Origin of the sequence: Streptomyces sp. Ru71, from assembly GCF_002920535.1 — a bacterium.
Taxonomy (GTDB): Bacteria; Actinomycetota; Actinomycetes; order Streptomycetales; family Streptomycetaceae; genus Streptomyces.
Map to the genome: position 1 here is coordinate 15544 of NZ_PQSS01000017.1, position 24152 is coordinate 39695.

General features: G+C 73.8%; 22 protein-coding genes. 7 read left to right on the forward strand and 15 right to left on the reverse strand.

Features of this window, described 5'->3' with window-relative positions; translation table 11 throughout:
• The first annotated feature begins 235 nt into the window (after positions 1-235).
• From C3489_RS13255 to C3489_RS13270, 4 genes are all read left to right on the forward strand, one after another.
• Positions 236-2479, forward strand: coding sequence for a glycoside hydrolase family 9 protein (locus C3489_RS13255; RefSeq protein ID WP_103782053.1), 2244 nt, complete (start codon positions 236-238; stop codon positions 2477-2479).
• 77 nt (positions 2480-2556) lie between these two features.
• Entirely contained in the window at positions 2557-2802 is a 246-nt protein-coding gene (locus C3489_RS13260) for a hypothetical protein (RefSeq protein WP_103781981.1), read from the forward strand.
• A gap of 3 nt (positions 2803-2805) precedes the next feature.
• On the forward strand, positions 2806-3183 hold the full coding sequence (locus C3489_RS13265; RefSeq protein WP_103781982.1) for a toxin Doc: 378 nt from the start codon (positions 2806-2808) through the stop codon (positions 3181-3183).
• Between the two features lie 419 nt (positions 3184-3602).
• Positions 3603-5198: an RICIN domain-containing protein gene (locus tag C3489_RS13270; RefSeq protein ID WP_103781983.1), complete on the forward strand. Its 1596-nt coding sequence runs from the start codon at positions 3603-3605 to the stop codon at positions 5196-5198.
• Positions 5199-5776: 578 nt separating this feature from the next.
• Here C3489_RS13270 and C3489_RS13275 read toward each other — a convergent pair.
• The 5 genes from C3489_RS13275 to C3489_RS13295 form a co-directional block, all read right to left on the reverse strand.
• Positions 5777-7126, reverse strand: coding sequence for a diacylglycerol kinase family protein (locus C3489_RS13275; RefSeq protein ID WP_258054679.1), 1350 nt, complete (start codon positions 7124-7126; stop codon positions 5777-5779).
• A 54-nt stretch (positions 7127-7180) separates the two neighbouring features.
• On the reverse strand, positions 7181-7636 hold the full coding sequence (locus tag C3489_RS13280) for a hypothetical protein (RefSeq protein WP_103781984.1): 456 nt from the start codon (positions 7634-7636) through the stop codon (positions 7181-7183).
• Positions 7637-7663: 27 nt separating this feature from the next.
• Positions 7664-8119, reverse strand: coding sequence for an SHOCT domain-containing protein (locus tag C3489_RS13285; RefSeq protein ID WP_103781985.1), 456 nt, complete (start codon positions 8117-8119; stop codon positions 7664-7666).
• 119 nt (positions 8120-8238) lie between these two features.
• A complete protein-coding gene (locus C3489_RS13290) occupies positions 8239-9591 on the reverse strand; it encodes a hypothetical protein (protein WP_103781986.1) in 1353 nt (450 codons plus the stop codon).
• Between the two features lie 22 nt (positions 9592-9613).
• Complete coding sequence (locus C3489_RS13295) at positions 9614-10315, reverse strand: HdeD family acid-resistance protein (RefSeq protein ID WP_103781987.1); 702 nt, start codon at positions 10313-10315, stop codon at positions 9614-9616.
• 195 nt (positions 10316-10510) lie between these two features.
• Between C3489_RS13295 and C3489_RS13300 the strand changes: the two genes are divergently transcribed.
• A complete protein-coding gene (locus C3489_RS13300) occupies positions 10511-11137 on the forward strand; it encodes a potassium channel family protein (protein WP_103781988.1) in 627 nt (208 codons plus the stop codon).
• Positions 11134-12543, forward strand: a complete 1410-nt coding sequence (locus tag C3489_RS13305; RefSeq protein WP_103781989.1) for a DUF2252 domain-containing protein — start codon at positions 11134-11136, stop codon at positions 12541-12543. The genes C3489_RS13300 and C3489_RS13305 overlap by 4 nt, the downstream gene beginning before the upstream one ends.
• Before the next feature lie 69 nt (positions 12544-12612).
• Here C3489_RS13305 and C3489_RS13310 read toward each other — a convergent pair whose 3' ends face one another.
• From C3489_RS13310 to C3489_RS13340, 7 genes are all read right to left on the reverse strand, one after another.
• Positions 12613-12810: a hypothetical protein gene (locus tag C3489_RS13310; RefSeq protein ID WP_103781990.1), complete on the reverse strand. Its 198-nt coding sequence runs from the start codon at positions 12808-12810 to the stop codon at positions 12613-12615.
• A 123-nt stretch (positions 12811-12933) separates the two neighbouring features.
• Positions 12934-13452, reverse strand: a complete 519-nt coding sequence (locus tag C3489_RS13315) for a hypothetical protein (protein WP_103781991.1) — start codon at positions 13450-13452, stop codon at positions 12934-12936.
• A 15-nt stretch (positions 13453-13467) separates the two neighbouring features.
• Positions 13468-15084 carry an MFS transporter gene (locus tag C3489_RS13320; RefSeq protein ID WP_103782055.1) on the reverse strand — a complete coding sequence of 539 codons (1617 nt, stop codon included), beginning with the start codon at positions 15082-15084 and terminating at the stop codon, positions 13468-13470.
• A 144-nt stretch (positions 15085-15228) separates the two neighbouring features.
• Positions 15229-17889 carry a LuxR C-terminal-related transcriptional regulator gene (locus tag C3489_RS13325; protein ID WP_258054680.1) on the reverse strand — a complete coding sequence of 887 codons (2661 nt, stop codon included), beginning with the start codon at positions 17887-17889 and terminating at the stop codon, positions 15229-15231.
• A 162-nt stretch (positions 17890-18051) separates the two neighbouring features.
• Positions 18052-18951 carry a YihY/virulence factor BrkB family protein gene (locus C3489_RS13330; protein WP_258054681.1) on the reverse strand — a complete coding sequence of 300 codons (900 nt, stop codon included), beginning with the start codon at positions 18949-18951 and terminating at the stop codon, positions 18052-18054.
• 133 nt (positions 18952-19084) lie between these two features.
• Positions 19085-20059, reverse strand: coding sequence for a 2-hydroxyacid dehydrogenase (locus C3489_RS13335; RefSeq protein ID WP_103781994.1), 975 nt, complete (start codon positions 20057-20059; stop codon positions 19085-19087).
• Positions 20056-21225, reverse strand: coding sequence for a lactate 2-monooxygenase (locus C3489_RS13340; protein ID WP_103781995.1), 1170 nt, complete (start codon positions 21223-21225; stop codon positions 20056-20058). The genes C3489_RS13335 and C3489_RS13340 overlap by 4 nt, the downstream gene beginning before the upstream one ends.
• A gap of 386 nt (positions 21226-21611) precedes the next feature.
• Between C3489_RS13340 and C3489_RS13345 the strand changes: the two genes are divergently transcribed.
• Complete coding sequence (locus C3489_RS13345; protein ID WP_103781996.1) at positions 21612-22034, forward strand: subtilase-type protease inhibitor; 423 nt, start codon at positions 21612-21614, stop codon at positions 22032-22034.
• Between the two features lie 177 nt (positions 22035-22211).
• Here the strand turns inward: C3489_RS13345 and C3489_RS13350 are convergent, their stop codons facing one another.
• From C3489_RS13350 to C3489_RS13360, 3 genes are read right to left on the reverse strand one after another with little or no spacing between them, the layout of a single operon-like run.
• Positions 22212-22436 carry a CDGSH iron-sulfur domain-containing protein gene (locus C3489_RS13350; protein ID WP_103781997.1) on the reverse strand — a complete coding sequence of 75 codons (225 nt, stop codon included), beginning with the start codon at positions 22434-22436 and terminating at the stop codon, positions 22212-22214.
• A complete protein-coding gene (locus C3489_RS13355; protein ID WP_258054682.1) occupies positions 22417-23070 on the reverse strand; it encodes a HemK2/MTQ2 family protein methyltransferase in 654 nt (217 codons plus the stop codon). The genes C3489_RS13350 and C3489_RS13355 overlap by 20 nt, the downstream gene beginning before the upstream one ends.
• A 21-nt stretch (positions 23071-23091) precedes the next feature.
• Positions 23092-24117, reverse strand: coding sequence for an iron-containing redox enzyme family protein (locus C3489_RS13360; RefSeq protein ID WP_103781999.1), 1026 nt, complete (start codon positions 24115-24117; stop codon positions 23092-23094).
• Positions 24118-24152 lie beyond the last annotated feature (35 nt).

The following is a 24152-nucleotide window of genomic DNA, read 5'->3' on the forward strand; positions in this document are numbered from 1 at the left end:
CGCACACTCACAGTGAACGGTGTGTCACTCGGTTCCAGAGTAGTGCGTCCCCGCTCCGGGCGACCGGGAACCCCCGGCGCCCCTCCCGCTTCGGCCGGGTGAGGTCAAGGGGGAATCAGGTCGACAAAGAGTCCCGCCCGGACCGTTGACGGGGTGTCATGTCTGGAACAAGCATGGCGGCGTCCAGTCTTTGGGAGCGCTCCCATGAGGGGCGCCCATGACCGAGGAGCCCGAGGTGAAACGACGCAGAACCGCCCTGGCGGCACTGACCGCCGTGCTGGCGGCGGCGCTCACCGCGCTGCCCGCCCAGCCCGCCGGGGCCGGCGAGAGCGAGCAGGTCCGCAACGGCAGCTTCGACACCGGCACCGACCCCTGGTGGTCCACCAGCAACGTCACCACGGCCCTCGCCGACGGCAGGCTGTGCGCCGACGTGCCCGGTGGCACCGCCGAGCGCTGGGACGCCGCAGTCGGCCAGAACGACATCGCCCTGGCCAAGGGCGAGACCTACCGCTTCTCCTTCGCCGCGTCCGGCGTGCCCGGCGGGTACGCGGTGCGGGCGCTCGTGGGGCTCCAGACGGCGCCGTACGACACCTGGTTCGAGGTGAGCCCGCAGCCGGGCCCGGACGCCGGCACCTACAGCTACACCTTCACCTCGCCCGTCGACACCGCCCAGGCGCAGGTGGCGTTCCAGGTGGGCGGGAGCGCCGAGCCGTGGCGGTTCTGCCTGGACGACGTGTCGCTGCTCGGCGGGGTGCCGCCGGTGCCGTACGAGCCGGACACCGGGCCGCGGGTGCGGGTGAACCAGGTCGCCTATCTGCCCGCCGGGCCGAAGAACGCCACGCTCGTCACCGACGCCGCGACCAGGCTGCCCTGGCTGCTCCGGGACGCCGCCGGGCGCACCGTCGCCCACGGCTGGACGGTGCCGCGCGGCACCGACGCCTCGTCCGGGCAGAACGTGCACTCGATCGACTTCGGCGCCTACCGGGGCCGCGGCGGGGGCTTCACCCTGGTCGCCGACGGGGAGACCAGCCGCCCCTTCGCCCTCGGCGCGGACGCCTACGAACGGCTGCGGCTGGACGCGCTGAAGTACTACTACACCCAGCGCAGCGGCGTGGCGATCCGCGACGACCTGCGCCCCGGCTACGGCCGGGCGGCGGGCCACCTGAACACCCCGCCCAACCAGGGCGACGCCAACGTGCCCTGCCAGCCGGGTGTGTGCGACTACCGGCTCGACGTCACCGGCGGCTGGTACGACGCCGGCGACCACGGCAAGTACGTGGTGAACGGCGGCATCACCACCTGGGAGCTGCTGAGCACCTACGAGCGCGAGACCCTCGCCCGCACCGGGAGGGCGCACGCGCTGCGCGACGGCACCCTCGGCCTGCCCGAGAGCGGCAACGGGGTGCCGGACATCCTCGACGAGGCTCGCTGGGAGCTCGAATTCCTGCTCCGGATGCAGGTGCCCGACGGGCAGCCGCTGGCCGGCATGGCGCACCACAAGGTGCACGACGAACAGTGGACCGGACTGCCGCTGCTGCCCAGCGAGGACCCGCAGAAGCGCGAGCTGCACCCGCCGACGACCGCGGCGACCCTGAACCTCGCCGCCACCGCCGCCCAGGCGGCCCGGCTGTACCGGCCCTACGATCCGGCGTTCGCCGCGCGGGCGCTCACCGCTGCACGCAAGGCCTGGACCGCCGCGCTCGCCCACCCGGACGTCCTGGCCGACCCGGCCGACGCCACCGGGGGCGGCGCCTACCCCGACACCGACGTGCGTGACGAGTTCTACTGGGCGGCCGCCGAGCTGTACCTGACCACCGGGGAAGGCCGGTTCCAGACGTACGTGCTCACCTCCCCGGTGCACACCGCCGACGTCTTCGGCCCCCTCGGCCTGGACTGGGCGCGCACCGCCGCGGCGGCCCGTCTGGACCTGGCGACCGTGCCGAACCGGCTCCCGGGCCGCGACCAGGTGCGCCGGTCCGTCGTCCGGGGCGCCGACACCTACCTGGCCGCGCTCAGGACACAGCCGTACGGCATGCCGTACGCGCCGCCGGACAACCTCTACGACTGGGGCTCCAACCACCAGGTCCTGAACAACGCCGTCGTCCTCGCCACCGCCTACGACCTCACCGGAGCGGACCGCTACCGTGACGCGGCCGTGCAGTCGATGGACTACGTCCTCGGCCGCAACGCGCTGAACATCTCCTACGTCACCGGCTACGGCGAGGTCAGCGCCCACAACCAGCACAGTCGCTGGTACGCGCACGAGCTCGACCCGGCCCTGCCCGGCCCGCCGGCCGGCACCCTGGCGGGCGGGCCCAACTCCTCCATCCAGGACCCCTACGCCCAGTCGAAACTGACGGGCTGTGTCGGCCAGTTCTGCTACATCGACGACATCCAGTCGTGGTCGACCAACGAGACCGCGATCAACTGGAACGCGGCGCTGGCCCGGCTGGCGTCGTTCGTGGCGGACCAGGCATAGCGGCCTCCGGTACCCCATCGCCACCCCGCTGAGCTGGTCATATTTACGCCTGAGTACCGGGGCGGTACCGTGAGGGCATGCCAGCTCTGAATGTGGAGTTCAGCGAGCGCGAGCTAGAGGACCTGCGGCAGATCGCCAAGGAGCGGGGTACGTCGATGAAAGCGCTCGTGCGGGAGGCGGCCGCCGCCGACATCGCTCGGCACCGGGCGCTGAAGGAGGGCGCGGAGGCCTTCCGGCGCTTCTTCACGGGCCACGCCGAGGAGTTCGCGGCGGCCTTCCCGGACGACGAGCCACCGGGCAGCGGCGAGGGGCGGGTCGCCTGAGCGATGGCTTCCGTCGTCCACATCGACGTCCCCTGGCTGCTGCAGCGGCACGAGGAGGTCCTGCCGGAGCAGCCCACCATCAACGACTTCTCCGCGCTCGTCGCCGCCGTCGCCCGGCACCGGGTCGACCCGCCGCGGCTCGGCGTGAACTCCGACCCCGCCTGGCGGGCCGCGGCCCTGTTGCACACGCTCGCCGTGCTCAAGCCGCTGCCCTCGGCCAACGCCCGCTTCGCCTGTGCCACGGCGGTGGCCTACATGTTCGTCAGCGGCGTCGGCATCGACCCGCCCTACGGCGCCCTGGTCGACCTCGCCCGCGATCTGATGTCCGGCAAGGCGGACGTGTACCGCGCCGCCGACCGGCTGCGCGCCTGGCAGATCTGAGCCGGGCGTCGCGCACGTCCCCTCCGGACCGCCGGCCGAGGGCGGGAGGAACAAGGCCGGCGGCCGTTTCGCGCAGGAGAGCCGCCGTCCTGCGCGGGGCCTCCGAGGAAGGGCCGTCACCAGTGCACTACGAGCCGTGACGGCCCGGGAGCGTGCGCGTGGCACGGAAGTGTGCGCGCGTTTCACACGGGGCGCGGAATTGTTCGAAAACGCTTACTGGAAGCGCCAGTTGGCCTGCGGCTTTCTGACTTTCTGTCAATGGCGAGGACGGCTTCCGAGCGGCTTGTTGCGTCCAAGTCAGGTATGCAAGGCTGAGCGCTTCCCGCACACGCCGGAAAAGGCAGGCCCGGTTTCGCGCCCCTTTTGCGGCGCGCGGCGATCCTGTACAGCTCCAGCGCGTGGGAAGGAATCCGCTCACCGTGCCCACCCCCCACCCCCCTCGTCCGCACCGTCCGCCCTCCGGCGGCTCCCTGGAGGAATCCGACGAGGCGCTCGCCGTCCGGGCCCGCGGCGGGCCCGACGACGATGTCGCCCAGGCCACGGCTCTGCTGATGGCCCGGCACTGGCAGCCGGTGCACGACTACGCCGTCATCTGCCTGGCCTCGTCCGCGCAGGTCGCGGCGATGGTCACGGCGGCCGCGTTCCATCAGGTGCTCGACCGGCTCACGCTGGGGGAGCCCGCCGCCGCGCTGCGCCCGCGCCTGCTGCTCGCCGTGCGGGGCACGGTGCGGCAGTGGGCCGCCGCCGAGCGAATAGCCGGGGTACTGCCGCAGTTGCGCAAACCCGCAGGGGGGCGCGGTATGCGGGTCGCCAAGGACATGACACCGGAAAACCGCCGGCTGACCGAGCTGTCATTCCACGCGCTTCCCGCCCCTGCCCAGTGCCTGCTGTGGCACATCGACGTCGAGGCCGAGCCGATAACCGTTCCCGCCGGTCTGCTGGGCATGACCGAGGAAGCCGCCACGGCCGCTTACCAGGAGGCCCGGGATAAACTCCGCGAGGGCTGTGTGCGCGCCCATCGGGAACTCGCGCCGAGCCCGGAGTGCCGTCACCACAACCGTCTCCTCGACATTCCCCTGCGCCGCGGCTCGGGCCTGCTGCCCGAGGTGCGCCGGCATCTCGCGCAGTGCCGCCACTGCCGCGCCGCGGCCGAGCAACTGAGGCGATTCGAGTCCGCGTTGGGCCCGCTGCTCGCCGAGGCGGTGCTCGGCTGGGGCGCCCGCCGCTATCTCGACTCCCGCCCCGGCCGCCGGGGCCGGGCGGGCGGCCACGGCCGGGGCGCCGCCCGGCACCGCGGCGGCCGGCCCGGACGCAGGCTGCTGCCCTTCGGCCCCCGCTCCCCGCGCGCCGTGCTGACCGGGGCGGGGCTCGCCTCCGCCGGGGTGCTGACGCTGCTGCTCGCCTCCGGGGGGTGGTCCGACGACGGTCCCGGTCCCGGCCAGGCCGCCTCGGCCACCACGGTCGGCGGTGCCCCCGCCGCCACCGCCCCGCTGCCGCCGGCCGCCTCCACCGCCCCGCCCGGAACGGCCCAACTGCCCACCAAGCCGCGGCGCACCCGGCTGCGCAACGTCGCCGCCGATCTGTGCCTGGACATCCGTGGCCGTGCCACGGCGGGTGCCCAGCTGCAGCTCGCCGTGTGCTCCTCGGCGTCCACCCAGCAGTGGTCGTACGAGGACGACGGGCTGCTGCGCAGCGTGGCCGCGCCCCAGCTGTGCCTGGACTCGCACGCCGACGCGGGGGTCGTCATCCTCGGCCCCTGCGCACCCCGCGGTGACCGGCGGGCCGACGACGTGCGCTACGACCTCACCGTCCGGGGCGAACTGCTGCCCCGCTGGGACGAGACGCTGGCCCTGGCCGCGACGTCCCAGGACATGGACGGCTACATCGTGGTCGAGGTCCGCGACGGCTCCGCCGCCCGCCGCTGGCACACGGACTCCCCGCCCCCCGGCTCCGCGCCGAACGCGGCCCCGGCCACCCACCCGGCCCGCCCGGTGGACCTGACGAACCGAGCCTGAACGACCCCACCGCCCCGGCCCGCCGGACCGCTTCGGCGGTCTGGTGCGCCAGGGGCAGGGCGACGGCCCTGGATTGGGCTGATGGCCCGTGGGCCGGCGGCCCCGGCGGTCCGCTCGCCGGTGGGCCGGCAGGCCGGTGGGTGTGAGGGGCGGTGGTTCGGTGGCCCTGCCCGTCTCGTTCGCCGGGGTGGGACGTCGCTTGCGTCGGGCTGAGGCCGGCGGTCCCGGCGATCCGGTGGTCTGCGCGCCTCGGCGAGCCAGTGGTCTTGGCCGGCCGGTGGTGCCGGGGGCGCAGTGCTAGTGGGCTGGGGCCCCGGTGGGCTGGTGGGCCCGGTGGTCTTGCCCGTCCCGTTTGCTGATGGCCCGTGGGCCGGCGGCCCCGGCGGTTTGTTCGCCGGTGGGGGAGAGCGCTTGCGGTGGGTCTGAGGGGACGACCACTCGGGCCCCCGGACCACCACCGTGGCCCACCGCCTCGCCACGGCCGAGCCCCGCCCCACCGTGACGACCGAATACCCGACTCCGCCGCCCGCCAGGGCCGACGTCGCACCCGGCACATTGGCAGAGTCTGCGTGCCGGGGTCAGTTCCGGTTGCCCCGGGCGAGGCGTAGCACCCTCGGCCAGTCGAGGGTGGGGCGGCTGTGGGTGGTCGCCGCGTGGCGGGGAAGGCGTACCCGTAGCGCTCCCGGGACGATGCGGCACACGACAGGCGCGGGCAGCAGGACGTGTTCGCCGTCGATGCCGGCCGCGACGGTCACGGTGTCCGCGTCGACGACCACCCCGCTCGCGGTCAGCCGGGTGAAGCCGGCTCCGCCCCCGACGGCCCGGGCCGCCCCCGCGCTGTTGTCGACGTGCACGCACAGCACGCCGAGCAGTCCCGAGTCCAGGCTCTCCCTGTGGCTGCGCCGCGGCCCGACGGCGTACCGGTAGGGGTTGTTGCTGACCAGCACCGCCTGCAACCCCTCGGCGTGACGGTCCCCGGACCGCATGCGCAAGCGGGGCGCGTCCTCGCCCGTGAGCAGCTCCGGCAGGTCGTGCAGCGCCGTACGCAACTGGGCGCCCCGGTACGCGGAGTTGCCCACCACGGCCGCGTACGTACCGAAGGACGCGTTGTTGACGAAGACCCGGTCGGCGGCGAAACCGAGGTCGACCCGGCGTTCGACGCCGTCGGTCAGCGCCTGAAGCGCGGCGGCCGGGTCGTCGCGGTCGAGACCGAGGTCCAGGGCGAAGTGGTTGCGCGTGCCCGCGGGAATCACCACGAAGGGCAGGTCGTGCTCGTGGGCCACCTCCGCCACCAGCGCCTGGGTGCCGTCCCCGCCCGCCACCGCGAGCAGGTCGGCTCCCTCCAGGACGGCTCGCCGGGCCAGGCCGGCCGCGTCCTGCTGGCCCGGCCCGAGCAGGGTCACCCGGGCACCCGCCGCACGGGCCCGCTCGACCAGGTGGAAGCGGTCGACCTTGCCGCCGCCGGAGCGCGGGTTCATCAGGATCCAGGGGTGCTCGGCCACCGGCGCCGGCGCCATCTCGTCCGGCGCGCTGACCGGACGGGGGGTCAGGGCGTTGCGGGCCGCCGCGCAGGCGAACAGCAGCAGCGCGGCGGAGAGCGCGGCCGGACCGAGCATGTCGTGGGCGGCGTACAGACCCAGGACGGTGAGGGGCGCGGCCACCGCCACCGCCATGCCCAGGCCGCGCACGACTCCCGTGTGGGCCAGCGTCCACCACACCCCGACCGACGCCAGCGCCAGCCCGGCCATGCCGAGCAGGAGCCACAGCGCGCTGCGCAGCCCGGCGGCGACGAGCGGGACCAGGATGCCGCCGAGCAGTGCGAGCAGCGCGACGCGGGCCCACCACGCGCCGGCGCGGTCGGCGCCGGCGGACGGAGTCGCACGATGGGCCGGGCTCTTCGGCCTGGCCCATCGGGTGGGGCGCTCCACCGGATGTCCTTTCCTGCCGTCACCGTCAGGGGGACCGGCGCACCGGTTCGCGGCTCACCGGTCGCCGCGCGGCACGGTGGTGTCGAAGGAGTCGCCGAAGTCCTCCTTCCGGGCGACGCACAGGGCCCAGATGATGAACCCCGACATTGTGATCATGATGACGGACCACACCGGGTAGTAAGGCAGCGAGAGGAAGTTGGCGATGATGACGAGCCCGGCGATCCCCACGCCGAGGACCCGCGCCCACGTCGCCGCCTGGTACAGCCCGATGCTGATGACCACCGCGACGACGCCCAGGGCGAGGTGGATCCAGCCCCAGCCGGTGAGGTCGAACTCGAAGACGTAGTTGCGCGTGGTGAGGAACACGTCGTCCTCGGCGATCGCCATGATGCCGCGGAAGATGTCCAGGATGCCCACCAGCGTGAGCATGACGGCGGCGAAGGTCATCAGGCCCGCGGCCCATGCGAACTTCGTCGAGTGCGCCGCCCGGGGCGCGTGGGTGGCGGTCATCTTCGTGCCTCGTTTCCTTGTCGGTACTCAGCGGGGTGCGGACGCGGCCGTGGCGCCGGAGCCGGCCGGGGTGCCGGTCTCGCTCAGGACGACCTGCTTGGCCCGGCGGAACTCCTCGTCGGTGATGTCTCCGCGGGCGCGCATGTCGGACAGCTTGGCGAGTTCGTCGGCGCTCGTCGGGCGGCCGCCCTCGCCGGCGGTCTTCTTGATGTACGCGTCGAACTCCGCCTGCTGCGCCCGGGCGTGGGCGATCTCCCGGTGGCCCATGCTCTTGCCGCGGGCGATGACGTAGACGAAGACACCGAGGAAGGGCAGCACGATGACGAAGATCATCCAGCCGGTCTTGCCCCAGCCGCTCAGCTCGTCGTCGCGGAAGATGTCGCCGATGATCCGGAAGAGCAGGACGAACCACATGATCCACAGGAAGAACCACAGCATGGTCCAGAACATGCTCAGCAGCGGGTAGTCGTAGGCGAGTTCCATGGGGTACTCATCTCTCTTCTCGGTCCGGGCGGGCGTCCTGCCGCCGTCCCCGGCTGATCTCAGCGTGCCCACGCCGGCGCCGGCGGGCCTCACCCGGCGCGGGTGAACCCGGCCCCCGCTCAGGGGCCCGCCCGGCCCGGTTCGGCCGCCGCACCGTCCCGCCCCGCCGCCGCGGCCAGGACGCCGAGCAGGACGAGGACCACGACGACCAGGCCGACGACCAGCGCCACGGCGCCGACCGTGGGGTAGTTCCACAGCACCAGGGCCAGGGCCCCGAGCCCGATGACGACGCCGGTCGTCCACGAGCGGTGGCCGTCCAGCCAGCGGCCGGTGGTGCCGGTGTTCACCCCGGCGCCGCTCAGCGCACGGCCCGCGGCACCCGTACCGCGCCCGGCCAGCGAACGCACGCCACGGGCCACCCGGCTCGGGCCGTACAGGAACGCGGCCAGGGCCGTGACCACGGCGACCACCAGCAGCGTGCGGGTGCTGTTGCGCAGGAAGCGGATGAAGGTGTCGTAGATCACCGCGGCGGCGTCGGGCGGCAGCGCGGCGGGCGGCACGGAGTCGAGGTAGACACGGCGCACGACGGCCAGCCCGACCAGCAGGACGATCATCATCACACCGATGCCCGAGGCCGTGATCAGCAGCATCATGCGGTGCGCGGGCGCGATCCACACGGCGAGCGCCGCGAGCACGACCGTCAGCACGGGCAGCCAGGCCCCCATGATGTCCAGCAGCCGCACGGCGTCCTGCGCCTTGGAGAGCTTGGCGGTCTCGAACAGGGTGATCTGCTTGTCGGGCGTGGGGATGGCGGACGCCTTCTCGAAGCCCTGGTCGACGAGGCGCTGCTTGACCTGGTCGACCACGGTGCCGAGGTCCAGCGTGATCTTGTCGCCCTGAGCCTGCACGGCCTTGCTGTTGTCCCCGGTGAGCATGCCCACGACCGCCGACTGGGCACGCCGGTTGGCGCCCACCCACGCCTGCTGGAAGACGTCGCTGGTGACCACGCGGTTCACGATGCCGTGCACGGCGCTCGTCAGGGCGCTGCGCAGCGGACCGGCCAGCGCCGCGGACTGGCTCACGACCGCCGGAGGTGCCCCGGCGTCCGCCAGCGCCTTGCTCAGCGACGCCGTCACGGCTTCGACGTTCACGTTCGACACGACATGGGTGGTGAGCCGGTCGGTCACCACCGACTGGACGGCCGGTTCCTTCGCCAGCGGGGCGACGGTCTGCACGTACCGGTCGGTGTCGGTGACCGTGTTGTCCACCCAGGCCGCGACCACGGCCAGCGGGGCGAGCAGCAGCGTGATGACGAGCAGCAGCGAGGCGCCCGCGTAGCGCGTCTTGCGGTGGCGGACCGTGGCGGCCCGGTGCAGCCGACGATAGTGGGCGTGCTCCTCGGCGCTCAGCACCACCTCGCCGCCGGTGTCGCGGCCGGGTTCCGGGGCCGGGGGGGACGTTTTCGAAGCCATGGGGACTCCTCGGTGTCGGGCCTCACGCCGTCGGCGGGCCGGACCCGGATCCGGAACGCTCCTTGCGCAGGGCGGCCCGCAGAGCCAGGGCGAGCCCGAGTTCGGCGACGCCGAGCAGCACCAGCCACAGGCCGAGCAGCCGCGTCAGCGCGACGGCGGACTCGGAGGGCAGGGCCAGCACCACCACGCCGGCCACCACACCGAGGGCCGCGGCGCCGAGGACGAAGCCGCGGTGCGGCAGGCCCTTGGCGGCCAGTGCCGCCCAGGCGGTCAGCAGCCCGGTGACCAGCCAGACGGCGCCCGTGATCAGCGAGAGCGCGGCGATCGTCTGCAGCGGATGCCGCAGGCACAGCACCCCGGCCAGCACGTACAGCACCGCGACCAGCAGGCCGGTGTGCCGGTCGCCGCGCTCCCGGGCGAAGGCGGCGACGAAGCGGAAGCCACCCGTCACGAGCAGGTACAGCCCGATGAGCACGGCCAGCACGTGCAGGGTCTCGTCCGGCCAGACCAGGATCAGGATGCCGGGCACCAGCGTGGTCACCGCCGAGCCCAGCAACCAGGTCCAGGAGCCGCCGAGCAGCGCCAGCTGCTCTTCGGGGCCGGCGCCCCGGGCGAGCCCCGCCGCGTCGGTCCGAGCCGCGGCGTCCCCGTCCGGGGCGTGCGGCGTCCCGTCGGTCAGAGGTTCGGATCCGGGATGCGGCGCCGGACCACGCGACACGGTCATGGCTCCTCCTCGCGTGACGCGGTCAACCACCACCGGACCGCCGACGGGACGGTGTGCGGGTGCCCGCACCCCCTCAGCGTTCCGCCCGCCGACGCAGGCCGGGTCACCCCCGGTGGGTGATCCGCGGCCGCGGCCGAGACGGTGGGCTGGACCGTGGACACGGCCACCGGTCGCGGAGGGACGAAACAGCGAGCCATGAGTGATCCAGCCGCCGCCAGGACTGAGGCTCACGCCCCCGGGGAAGCGCCCTCGGGCCCCGACGCACCCGCGCGTCCGGGGCGGCTCGCGGCGATCGTCGCCCTGGCCCGGCCCGCCCTCATCGCGACCGCCCTGCTCACCGCCTACTACCTGCTGCCGCTGGACCGGACCGGCACGGTCCTCACCAGCCTGGTGCTCGCGGGGGGACTGCTCGCCGTGACCGCCGTCTTCGCCTGGGAGGTGCGGACCATCGTCCGGTCGCCGTACCCCCGTCTGAAGGCCGTCGAAGCGCTGGCCACCACCGTCGTGCTGTTCCTCGTCCTGTTCTCGTGCGCCTACTACCTGCTGGAGCACCACGCGGCGGGCTCCTTCAGCGAACCGCTGACCCGGACCGACGCCCTGTACTTCACGCTGACCACCTTCACCACCGTCGGGTACGGGGACATCGCCGCCCGCTCACAGGCCGGGCGTGTGGTGACGATGCTTCAGATGGTCGGCGGGCTGCTGCTCTTCGGCGTCGCCGCGCGCATCCTCGCGGAGGCCGTGCAGGCAGGACTGCGCCGCAAGGTCGAGCAGGCCGCGGGCCGGGGCGAGGGCGGGGGAGAAAGGGAAGGACCACCATGACGACGACGATCACCCCGAACCCCGCCGCCCCGCCGGCCGAACGCGCCGCATACGGCAGGGACGCCCGCAAACGCGCCTCACGCTCCTGCCAGGGCTGGTTCGAGGCGGGACGGGAGCGGCGCGACGCGGTCGAGGTCCTGCAGGCGCAGTCGGCCACCCGCGTGCCGGAGCTGGTGCCGATCCGCTACGCCCGCATGCTCGAATCCCCCTTCCGCTTCTACCGGGGCGCCGCGGCCCTCATGGCCATGGACCTCGCGGAGCTGCCGAGCACGGGCCTGACGGTGCAGCTGTGCGGAGACGCCCATCTGCTGAACTTCCGGCTGCTGGCCTCGCCGGAGCGCCATCTGGTCTTCGACATCAACGACTTCGACGAGACCCTCCCCGGCCCGTTCGAATGGGACGTCAAACGGCTCGCGGCCTCCTTTGCGATCGCCGGCCGGCACAACGGGTTCTCCACCGCCGACCAGGACCGCGCCGTACTGGAGTGCGTGCGCTCCTACCGCACCCGCATGCGGGAGTTCGCCGCGATGCCCACCCTGGACGTCTGGTACGCGCAGGACGACGCCGACCGGATGCGGGCCCTGATGGCCTCCTCGATGACCAAGGAGGCCCGGCGCCGTACCGCCGAGGCGACGGCGCGAGCCCGCACCCGCACCCAGCTCCAGGCCTTCGACAAGCTCACCCGGGTCACGGCCGAGGGGCGGCGGATCGCGCCCGACCCCCCGCTCATCACCCCGCTGCGGGACCTGCTGAGCGACCCGTCCGACGACCGGCAGGAGAAGGAGCTGCGGGCCGTGCTGGAGGGATACGCGCGCACCCTGCCGCCGGAGCGCCGGTTCCTGCTGCGCCGCTTCCGGCTGGTGGACCTCGCCCGCAAGGTGGTGGGCGTCGGCAGCGTCGGCACCCGCTGCTGGATCGTGCTCCTGCTCGGCAAGGGCGACGACGATCCCCTGCTGCTGCAGGCCAAGGAGGCCCAGGAGTCGGTGCTGGCCGCCCACACCGGCGGCCCCGCCTACGACAACCAGGGGCGCCGTGTGGTGTCCGGACAGCGTCTGATCCAGACGACCAGCGACATCTTCCTCGGCTGGACGCACGCGGTGGGCCTCGACGGCGTCGGCCGCGACTTCTACGTCCGCCAGCTGCGGGACTGGAAGGGCATCGCACAGCCGGACACCATGGACCCGGCCCTGCTGAAGCTGTTCGCCCACCTGTGCGGGGCCTGCCTGGCACGGGCGCACGCCCGCTCCGGAGACCCCGTCGCCATCGCGGCCTACCTGGGCGGCGGCGACCGCTTCGACCGCGCACTGGCCCTCTTCGCACAGGCCTACGCGGACCAGAACGAGCGGGACGCCGAGGCGCTGGCCGAAGCCGTCCGCTCGGGCCGGGTCCGCGCGGCCGACCTGTGAGGCCGCGGAGCGGCGTGTGACGCCCGGGGCGGCCGGACCGTGAGGTCCGTGAGGGGCGCCGCCGCGGGGTCACTCGGGCAGCTGCCGCATCTCCACCACCCGCAGCCCCAGCGACTGGAACCGGGCCAGCAGCCCGTACAGATGAGCCTCGTCGACGACGGGGCCGTACAGCACCGTCTGGCCGGAGATCATGACGTGGTCCAGCTCCGGGAAGACCTTGGCCAGGGTCTCCGACACATGTCCCTCGACGCGGATCTCGTAGCGCATCTGCCGCTCTTTCCCGCCGACACCCGATGGCCGCTGCACGGCGCTTCCTACCTCCCATGGTCCGGTCCGCCGATCCCGCGCGGCCTCACCCGGCACAGGTGACCTGCCCCGACGCCGGCCCCGTCAGTGCTTCAGGAACAGCTTGAAGGAGATGATCACCAGGCCGAGGAGCAGGTTGACCGACGCGGTCAGGACCGTCTGACGCCCGGTGGCCCCGGCCCGCCGTGCCGCGGCCACCGACCAACCCACCTGACCCGCCACGGCCACCGAGACCGCCAGCCACAGGGTCCCCGCCACGTCCAGGCCGAGGAGCGGACTGACGGCCACGGCCACCGCGGGCGGCACGGCCGCCTTGACGATCGGCCACTCGTCACGGCACACATGCAGCACGGTGCGGCGATCCAGGCCGTGCTGGGCCAGACGGGCGCCGAAGAGCTGGGCGTGCACATGCGCCACCCAGAACGCCAGACCGCTCAGGAGCAGCAGCAGGACCAGCTCCAGACGGGGAAAGGACCCCAGCGTGCCGGCGCCGATCACCACGGTGGCGGCCAGCATGGAGCCGTAGACGCCGCCGGTGTAGTCGGCGTGGGCCCGTCGCTCCTTGCGGCGCTCCCGGGCGCTCGGGCGGTCCAGTGCCGTCATCGCACACCTCACCGGTCAGCTCACGTGTCCGAGGAGGCCGGCCTGTGCCCGCCCGGAGCGCCGGGCCTCACCCGTCGGCAGGTGCGGGGTGACGAGGAAACTGGCGAGGGTGATGCCGCCGGTGGCGAGGATCGCCGCCTTGAGGCCGCCGAGCTGGGCGGTGGCGTAGGAGTCCGTGACGGCGTCGGCCTCGGACGGCGGCAGCCCCGCCCGCTCGGCCGCCGCCTGCACCTGGTCGGTGGAGACGAAGGAGATGCCGGCCTCCAGCGCCACACCGGTCTGCCGGCGCGTCTCCTGCGACAGCGCCGGGTTGTTCTCCACCTGCGTGGTGAAGGCGTGCGCCAGGGCGCCGATGAGCAGGGAACCGATGAGCGCGGTGCCCAGGGCGGACCCCAGGTTCTGGGCCGTGAACTGCAGGCCGCCCACCTCGCTGCGCTCCTCCTCGCCGACGCTGGACTGCACGACGTTGCCGAGCTGGGAGGCGAGCAGCCCCATGCCCAGCCCCAGCACGGCCATGGCCCCGGCGAACTGGGCGTCGTCGATGACCGGGTCGATGGTGGCCAGCAGCCACACGATCGCCGCGAGCAGCGTCACCAGGGCGAACCGGACGATCCGGCGGGGTCCGGCCGCCCGCCCCAGCCGGGAACCGGCCAGGGAGGCCACGAGCATCGTCGCGGACACCGGCAGCAGCCGCAGGCCCGTCTCGAACGCGTCGAAGCCCTGCACCACCTGCAGGTACAGCGGAATGGCGAAGAACAGGCCCAGCAGGATGAGGTTCTGGCTCAGCAGTGCCATCAGACCCGACCGCAGCGCCGGCCGGTGCAGCAGGCCGAGATGCACCAGGGGCTCGGCGCCCCCCGCCTCCCGCCGGTGCTGCCACCACACGAAGAGGGCGAGGACCGCGGCGCCGGCGCCGATGACGAACAGCGTCGGCGCGAAGCCGAACACGGTGAACGGAGGGTTGCGCGGCTGCACCCAGCCCCAGGTGCTGCTCTGCAGCACGCCGAGGACACCGAGTGCGAGGCCGGACGCCGAGAGGACGGCGCCGACCGTGTCGAGACCGGGCCGCGGCCCGCTGCGGGGCGCCTCCTTGATCACCCGGCGGCAGGCCAGGACGGCGAGGACGAGCACGACCTCGCCGGCGAAGACCAGCCGCCAGGTCAGATACGTCGTCACCCAGCCGCCGAGCAGCGGGCCGACGGCGATGCCCGCGCCCGCGAGGCCGCCGATGACGCCGTAGGCGACGGCCCGGTCACGCCCGTGATACGCCTCCGCGACCAGGGCCGCCATGGACGGCAGCACCATGGCGGCACCCAGCCCCTCGATCACCGACCAGCCCACGGCCAGCACCCACAGCTTCGGGGCCGCGGCGGTCAGGGCAGACCCCGTGCCGTAGACCGCCATCCCGATCAGGAACAGGCGCCGGCGCCCCAGGATGTCCCCGAGGCGGCCGCCGATGACCATGAACGCGGCCATCACCAAGGCGTACAGCGTGATGACCGCCTGGATCGCGGTGACCTCCGTGTCGAAGTCCTCCACGAGCTGACTGATGGACACGTTCATGACCGAGGTGTCCAGGACCATCAGGAACTGGGCCGTGCCCAGCACGATCAGAGCCCACCAGCGTGCCACGGTGTCCACCTCGCCGGGTCGGCCCGGGGCGCGGCGCCCGCTCCCCGGGCGGCGGCGGGCAAGCCGGCCGCCAGACCCATCGCACCCGAAGCGCCCGCCGCGCACCTCACCCCGGGCGGGGGAGGGGGCACGGCCCTGCGCCGCTCACAGCAACTGCAGTTCGCGGGCCCGCCGCACGGCCTCGGACCTGCGGTTCACCGCGAGCTTGCGGTAGACGCTCTTGACGTGGGTCTTCACCGTGTTCACGGACACGTACAGGTCGGCGGCGATCTCCTCGGTCGACATCATCTGGGCGAGCCGCGCCAGCACATCGCGCTCCCGCGCGCTCAGCTGCTCGACCAGCACGGGCGCGGCCCCGGTCTCGGCGTCGGGGGCCGGGTCACCCGGTGTGAGCCACCCGGCGGCCAGCCGCCGCAGCGGGTCGGACGTCAGCAGCGGTTCGATCCACGGGCCGGCCTCCAGGAAGGGACGGCGCAGCCGGTCGCGGCGGGCGTTCGCCAGGGCGTCGGCCACCAGCCGGCGGGCGGCGGCCGGACGGCCGTCCGTGTACGCGACCCGTGCCCGCGCCAGCGTGGCGCGGACCCGCACCGCGGGGCCGACCCGCCCCCCGCCCGGCACGCCGTCCAGCACGGCGAGGGCCGTCTCCCGGTCCCCGGCCTCCAGACACGCCCACGCCATGCTCACGGCGCAGGCCGGCTCGTCGTCGGCCACGTCCCGCAGCACCTGCGCGGCCTCCTCGGGGCGGCCCTCGGCGAGGTGGGCGGCCGACGTGACCAGCGCGGCGTGCCGTTCGGCCCACGGCGAGGGCGAGGCGACATCGGCCGGCACGGCCGTCTCCGCGGCCGCCACGGCGGCGCGCGCCTTGCCCCGGGCCAGCAGCAGCCGGGCCGTGGCGATGGACCGTCCGGCCGCCGTCACCGGGTCCTTGGCGGCCCCCTCGGGGATCTGGTCGATCAGGTGCTGGGCGCGGCTCAGCTCGTCGCGGTCGACGGCCACCGCGGCCAGGACCAGCCGCCCGAGGCCGCAGCCGTCGTGCTGGGGCGGCCCGAACCGTTCCGACTCGGTCTCCGCGGCGGCGGCATGGCGCTCGGCCCGGCCCGGCCAGCCGTCGAGGTAGTCGATCAGTGCCAGGTGCTCCAGGGACTCCTGCCGCGCGACCGCGGTGGAGACACCGTCATGGCCGTCGGCGACCGTCGTCAGGGCGTCCCGCGCCTCGTCGAAGCGTCCGGCCCACACCCGTGCCGAACCCACATGGGTGAGCAGCAGGGCGGGCAGTTCCGGGTGCCGGCCGAGCAGCCCGGCCGGGACCTCCCGTTCGAGCCGGCGGGCCGCCCGCGCCGCCTGCTCCGCGCGGCCGGGCGCTCCGGACAGCCGGGCGGCCAGGGCGTTGAGCAGAGCGCAGCTCAGCCGTGCGGCGGCGGGATCGTCCTCCTCGCCGCGGGTGAGCTGGTCCTCGGCGTGGTGCAGGTGCGCCAGACCGTGGTGGAGGTCGTGCTGGGAGAGTTCGCGGGCCGCGCGGACCAGCTCCGTCTCGGGGCTCCCCGGGGCCGGCTCCATGCCGGCGATCAGGTCGGTCAGGCGGTCGGAGCCGGGACCGGTGAGGAGCTGGCCGATCGCCAGGTCGTCGACCAGGGCGCGGGCGGTGAACTCCCAGTCACCGGCGGCGGCGCCGTGGGCGAGCATCTCGGGCAGCGCCCCGTTGGCGCGCAGCCAGTGCGCGGCCCGCCGGTGCAGTTCGGGTTCCAGGCCGGGCAGGCGCTCGCGCAGATGCACGCGCAGGATCTCCCGGAACAGTGGATGCAGGCGGTACCAGGCGTGCCCGAGATCCTCGACGAACGCGTTCTGGCGGTGCAGGTCGGCCAGGATGGACGCCCCGTCGGGCCGCCCGGTCAGCGCGTTCACCAGATCGGCGTTGAACCGCTCCAGGACGCTGACGCGCAGCAGCAGGTCCTGGGTGGGGGCCGGCTGCCGTTTGAGCACCTCGGCCAGCAGGAAGTCGGCGACGGTGCTGTGCCCGGCCTCGAACTCCTTCAGATACGTCTCCGGGTCCGGGCTCTGCCGCGCGGCCAGGGCGCACAGCCGTAGGCCGGCCGCCCAGCCCCGGGTGCGCTCGACCAGGGCACGCGCCGCGGGCAGGGGGAGGTGCAGTCCGTGCAGCTCCAGCAGCGCGACGGCCTCCTCGGCGGTGAAGGCGAGTTCGGCGTCCCGGATCTCGGTCAGCTCCCCGGCCGCCCGGTACCGGTGCAGCGGCAGCAGGGGCTCGTTGCGGGTGACCAGGACCAGGCGCAGTGCCGCCCCGGCGTGGCGCAGGACGAACGCCAGTTGTTCCGAGACCTCCGGTGTGGCCAGCTCGTACTCGTCGAGCACCACGATGACCGGGCGTGGGCCGGCGCTGAGGTGCGCGGCGAGTCGGCTCAGCAGGGACCGGTCCGCCCCGCTCGCCCCCGGGGCGGAGCCGATGTCACCGGGCGGGGCCGCCCCGCTCGCGCGCAGGGAGCGCAGCAGATGGGCCCAGAACATGGCCGGCTCCTTGACCGCCGCGTCCAGGGTGAGCCAGGCGACCGGCTGTCCGAGGCCGCGGGCCCAGTCGGCGACGAGCAGCGTCTTGCCCGCGCCGGCCGAACCGTTGACCATCACCAGCGGCGCCCCCATCGCCTCGTCGAGGTGATGGACGAGCCTGTCCCGGCGCAGGAACGTGACGGGTCTCGTCGGCAGTGCGAACCGGGTCTGCAGGAACGGATCGCCCAGTGGATCGACGCCGGCAGCGGCGGCGTCATGAGAGGCCTGGTCACCGGGTGTCACCACTCTCACCACCGTCCGGTCGCGGCCCCCCTCCTCTTCACCTTCACATCGTTCCCGCTCACCCGCTCGCCGCACAGGGCCGGAAGTCCCCGACCTGTGGCGCGGCCCCGCCTCACCCGCGGCGGGTGACGACCGCGAGGGCCCGGCCCCGCACTGCGGGGCGCCTTACCGGCCGGAGTCCCTCCTGCGGCGGCCGACGTCCCCCCGGACCCTGCGCCAACGCGAACGGGTCTGCTCCCGCAGGCTCTCCCACTCCTGGCGGACCTCGTGCTCGGAGGGGCGCCGGCCCTGCCGGATCCGGCCCAGCTCGTCCGCCACCTCGCGGCCCACCGCGGCCGAGACGACGAGGACGAACATGGCGGCGAACAGGGCCGAGAGCATCGCGAAGACGGCACCGACCACGCCGTAGCGGTCGGCGTAGGAGTTGAACAGACGGGGCATGTACAGCGCGGCGCCCCAGGAGCAGAGGGCGGTGAGCACCGCCCCCGTGAGGCCGAAGGGGATCAGGTCCCTCCAGGGGATCCGCTTCGCCGACAGCAGCCAGCCGGTCCACACCAGGAACACCGCGGTCAGCGCCGCCTCGCACAGGGTGGCCGGCACACCGCCCGCGCTGTCGCCGAGCCATGCGGAGATCCATCCGCTGACCAGGGCGTAGACGCCGAGGGTGAGGATCCACCACAGGCCGTTGCGGGAGTTGCGCACGCTGAGCGGCCTCAGCTCCCAGGTCTGCTCGAAGAGCCGCTGCGCGGCGCGTGCGAAGCTCAGCACCGAGATGGTCAGGAAGAGCAGACCGAAGACGCCGGTGCTCGCGCTCGCGCTCTGCTCGGGGGAGAAGAGGAAGTTCACCGCTTCGGCGCCGGCGCCGTTGAGGTCGTAGCGGCGGATGATCCGCTCCGCCGCGTCGAGGTGGACGATGCTGCCCAGCACCGCACCGGCCAGGACGGCCAGCGGCACCAGCGCGGTGAACGCGCTCGACGCCAGAGCCATCGAGCGGTCGAAGCCGACCACGTTCTGGAACCGGGTGAGCACGCGCAGCGCGAAGGCAGGACGCAGCCAGAACGTCAACGTCCTGAGCAGACGCTCGCGGTCGATCCTCGCCGTCCTGCCCTCCCTGACCCGCAAACCCGTGGAGCGGCGTGAGCGTAACCGCCGCTCCGGCCCGGTCGGCGGTGGCGCACGGGCCGTTCAGCCGGCCGGGCTACGTCACGACGTCCCGAGGCGTCTCGCCCGCCAGGAAGTCCGCCGCGTTGCGCACCGCCGCCAGGCCGATCCGGACGACCGTCTCCCGGGTGACGCCGCCGACGTGCGGGGAGAGCACCACGTTCGGCGCCTTCAGCAGACGCAGGGACGGCGTCGGGGGCTCGGGGTCGAAGACGTCCAGGCCCGCGCCGGCCAGGGCGCCCCGCTCCAGGGCGTCCGCGAGGGCCTCCTGGTCGATCAGGGCGCCGCGGGCGGTGTTGACCACGAACGCCGTCGGCTTCAGCAGGGCGAGCCGGCGCGCGTCGAGCAGGTGCCGGGTCTCCTCGGTGAGCGGCGTGTGCAGGGTGACGTAGTCGGAGGCGGAGAGGAGTTCGTCGAGGGGGAGGTGACGTGCCGTGAGGCGGGCCTCGGTCTCCGCGGGCACCCGGTGGCGCGCGGTGTAGAGCACCGTCATGTCGAACGCGGCGGCCCGGCGGGCGACCTGCTGCCCGATCCGGCCGAGGCCGACGATGCCGAGGGTCTTGCGGGACAGCTCCGTGATGGACCGGGTGAGGCGGGGCAGCGTCCAGTCGGCCGCCGTCAACGCGGTGTGCGCGGGCACGAGTTGCTTGGCGAGCGCCAGCATGAGGGCGAAGGTCTGCTCGGCGACGTTCTGCGCCTCCGCGCCGGTGGAGCCGATCGTGCACACGGTGACGCCCCGGGCGCGGGCGGCCGGCACGTCCACGTAGTCGTAGCCGTGGCTCGCGCACTGCACCAGCTCCAGCCGCTCGGCGGCGGCCATGTGACGGGCCGTCACCGGGGCGAGCGCGGTGACGATGACCTGTGCCGTGCGCAGCGCGCCGGGGTCCTCGTCGACGCTCTCCACGACGGTGACGTGCGCGTCGCCGGGGAAGACGGAGGCGAGTCCGGTACCGGAGGCGCGGCCGCCGACGTGCGGCGGGACGACGGCGAGGACGGTGCGGCGGGCGCTCACGCGCTCTCCTCGGCGAGGTCGTCCGCTCCCACGGTGGCGGGGCCGGCGTGCCCGGACAGGGCGAGGGTGAGGTCCAGTTCGGCCAGCAGACAGCGGATCACGTGCTCCACGCCCGCCTGCCCGTCCAGGCCGAGACCGTAGACGTACGGCCGCCCCAGCAGTACCGCCCGCGCGCCGAGCGCGAGCGCCTTGAAGACATCGGCACCGCTGCGCACCCCGCTGTCGAACAGCACCGTGAGCCGGTCGCCGACCGCTTCCGCCACCCGGGGCAGGGCGTCCGCCGCGGCGACGGAGCCCGCGACCTGGCGGCCGCCGTGGTTGGACACCACCACGCCGTCCATCCCGGCGCTGGCCGCGCGGCGCGCGTCGTCCGGGTGCAGGATGCCCTTGAGCACGATGGGGCCGTCCCAGAGCTCGCGCAGGAGTTCCAGGTCGGGCCAGGTCTTGCCCGGGTCGGAGAACATGCCGACGAAGTGCCGCACGGCCGCGTCCGGGTCCTCGTGCACCGGTTTGGCGAGGCCCGCCTGGAACGCGGGGTCGGAGAAGTAGTTGGCGGTGCCCACGCCGTGCAGGAACGGCAGATACGCCTGGTCGAGGTCGCGCGGCCGCCACGCCAGCATTGGTGTGTCGAGCGTGACGACGAGCACGCTGAACCCGCTCGCCTTCGCCCGGCCGAGGAAGCTGCGGGCCACCTCCGGGTCCTTCGGCCAGTACAGCTGGAACCAGCGCTCGGCGTCCCCCATCGCCTCGGCGACCTGTTCCATCGGCGTGCTGGAGGCGGAGGACAGGATGTACGGCACGCCCTGTGCGGCGGCGGCCCGGGCGGCGGCCGGCTCCGCGTCCGGGTGCATGATCGACAGCACGCCGACCGGCGCCAGGGCGAGCGGCGCGGGCAGCGGGCGGCCCAGCACCTCGACCGACAGGTCCCGCTCGTGCACGTCGCGCAGCATGCGGGGCACGATCCGGCGGCGGTCCAGGGCGGCGCGGTTGGCGCGGGCGGTGCTGCCGTCGCCCGCGCTGCCCGCCACATAGCCGACCGGGCCGGGGCCGAGCCGCTGTTCGGTGAGTTCCTCCAGCCGGGTCAGATCGGTGGGCAGGCGGGGCACCGCGCCCGTCATCCCGTTCAGGTAGATCTCGTACTGGAAGTCCGCCCAGTGCTTGGCCATGCGGGATCCGCCTCTCGTCACAGGGACCGTGATGCCCAGACCATACCGACCAGTACGCAGGTCAGGGCAGGTCCAGGTCGCCGCCAAGTGAACTGAACGGGTCGTTCCGGGGTCTGCGGGACGCGGAAGCGGAATGTTTCCGGACGATTAACTGGCGGAGTGAATCGCGCCATTTGACCGGTTCTCTTGATCGAAAGCGCTTGGAATCGGCGTTGGAACGTTCGAATTACGTCACTTCACGCCACTGATTCAATACGCAATGTTACTGAAACCCATGGGGTCGATGTGTGTTTCGGCGGCGGACTCGGCAGAGTGGCGCACGCCGTCGCGGCCCCCACCGAGGGTCCGGCGGCACACCCCCGAATCGAAGCGGAAGGATGCACACAATGCGGAACCCCGCGCGCTGGGCAGCGGCTCTGACCCTGACGGCCACCGCCGTCTGCGGCACCCTGACCGGTGCCGCCCACGCCGCCCCGTCGTCGCTCTACGCGCCCTCGGCCCTCGTGCTGACCGTCGGTCACGGCGACAGCGCCGCCACCGCCTCGGCGGCCCGGGCGGTCACCCTCTCCTGCGCGCCGACGGCCACCGGCACCCACCCGGACCCGGCCTCGGCCTGCGCCGAACTGCGCCGTGCCGGCGGCGACCTCGACGCCCTGGGCACCGGCACCGAGCCGCTGTGCACCAAGCAGTACGACCCCGTCGTCGTCACCGTGGACGGCGTCTGGCAGGGCCGGCGCGTCAGCTACGAGAAGACCTTCGCCAACGAGTGCGTGAAGACCGCCTACGGGCCGACCGTCTTCGCGTTCTGAGGGACCGGGATCGCACGGACCCCGTGAAACGCCGCGCGAGGCTCGCAGGTGGGGAGTGCGAGCCCCTCTTGCGGGGCACCGGGTGATCCCGCGCCGGGGGTCGGCAGGGCGGAGTGGGGCCGCCCGCCGACCCCCGGCATCGTGTTTGCCGCCCTCCCTCGACGCAAGGGCGCCGGCCTAGGCGTCCCGGGAGGGCGGCTCCGGCCGGGCCGTCCTGCGGTGGCTGGTGTCGCACCACGGGTAGCGGCGGCTGCGGCGGCAGGTGCACAGGGCGACCCGGAAGCGGTCGGAGCGGACGGTCGTGCCGTCCTCCAGTTCCACCTCCACCGGGCCCTCCACCAGCAGCGGTCCGGGGCGCTGGACCTTGATCCTGCGCGGCGGGTCAGACGGGTCGTTCGGCACGGACCACCACCAGCTCCTCGTTCGTGTCCTCGGCCGACAGCAGCCCCCGCTCCCGCAGCCAGCCCTGCCGCCGGCGCAGCACCGGTCCGAAGCCGATCCGGCTGCGCCGGATCACCGATGCCTTCAGCCCGGCCGCCCGCAGGCACGTCAGGGTCAGGTCGGGATCGCACAGCGCCGAGTGGACGACCAGCAGGACCCCTCCGGGACGCAGCAGGCCCGGCACCTCCCGGCAGATCCGGTCCAGCACCAGCCGGCCGTCGCCTCCCGCGTCCCAGGCGCGTGCGGCGCCACGGGCCGCCCGGGGGCCGTCCGGGGCCGGCACGTAGGGCGGATTGGCCACGATGAGGTCGAAGGTCTGTCCGCGCACCGGCTCGAAGAGGTTCCCGCGCCGGATGCGCAGCCGCACTCCGGACCGCCAGGCGTTCAGCCGCGCGCTCCACACCGCCCGCCGCGACACGTCGACGGCTGTCACCCGCATGCCGCGCCGCGCGGCCTGAAGGGCCAGCGCACCGCTGCCCGTTCCGACGTCCAGGACGGCCGCGCCCGGGGGCAGCGGCTCGTCGCACAGGGCCCCGGCCAGCAGCCGGGTGTCGTCCTGAGGGGCGTACACGCCCGGAAGCACCAGAGGAGTCACGGGCGCCGGGTTCCCCCTCGATCAGGAAATATGAGGGACTTCTGTGGCCACCGGGGCGTCCAGCGGCGTCCGCAGGGACGAGGTGCCCGCGTGCCAGGCGTCCAGCAGACGCTCGGCGAGACGGCCCTCCAGATGTTCGGTCGCGTCGATGCCGAACACCACGTCGGGAGCGAGATGCGGCTCGTCGGCCAGCAGACCGCCGATCACCTCGTGCCGGACGACCTGCTCGTGCACCGCGTCCGCCTCCACATGCTCGTCGTAGAAGAACGCGGCGGCCGGACCGGCGCCCGCGCGGCGCATCGCCTCCGCGAGCCGGCGCGAGGCGGGGGAGGAGGTGATCTCCACCGCCGCGAAGTGGCCCACCAGGGCGCCGCGCAGCTCACGGTGCAGCCCGAACAGCGACATCATGTTCACGACCGCCAGGGCCTGCGCGCAGCCCGCGTCCAGGTAGCGGCCGTAGGCGGGGTCCAGGCCGAGGTCCGTCATCAGATCGGCGAACAGGCGGGCGTGCACGCGGTCGGCGCGGCCGCCGCCGAACTCGTCGAACTCCACGGCCGCCATGGCCGCCTTGGCCCGTCCCGTCAGCCGGGGCAGCACCCAGGCGTGCGGGTCGGCCTCCTTCAGGTGGTACAGGGAGCGGTGCGCCGCGTATTCGCGCAGCTGCCACAGCTCGCCCTTCTCGCACAGGTGGTGGCTGACGCCGGTGCCGTCGGCCGGCTCCACCAGGAGCTCGCCTACGGCGTCCTCGACACTGTCGTGCAGCGGCGTGTCCGCGCGCAGCGCGGCGAGGAAGCGGTGCTCCAGCGCGGCCCGGGCGCGCAGCAGGTCGGGATCCCACTCCCGGTCCGCGGGCACCCCGGCGAAACCCCGGTAGTGCAGCTCGTAGCAGAGGTACAGGGCGAGCTGGAGATCGTCACCGTACGGGTCCGCGCCGGCGACCGCCTCGGAGGCGGGCAGCGGCCCGGTGCCGAGCAGATGGTCCAGCACGGCCCCCGACAGGGGGCCGCGCGCCGACGGCAGCCGAGGTCCTTCGAGATCGTGTGCCATGCCCCCTGGGGTACCCGTGCCTGGTCGAGGCACGC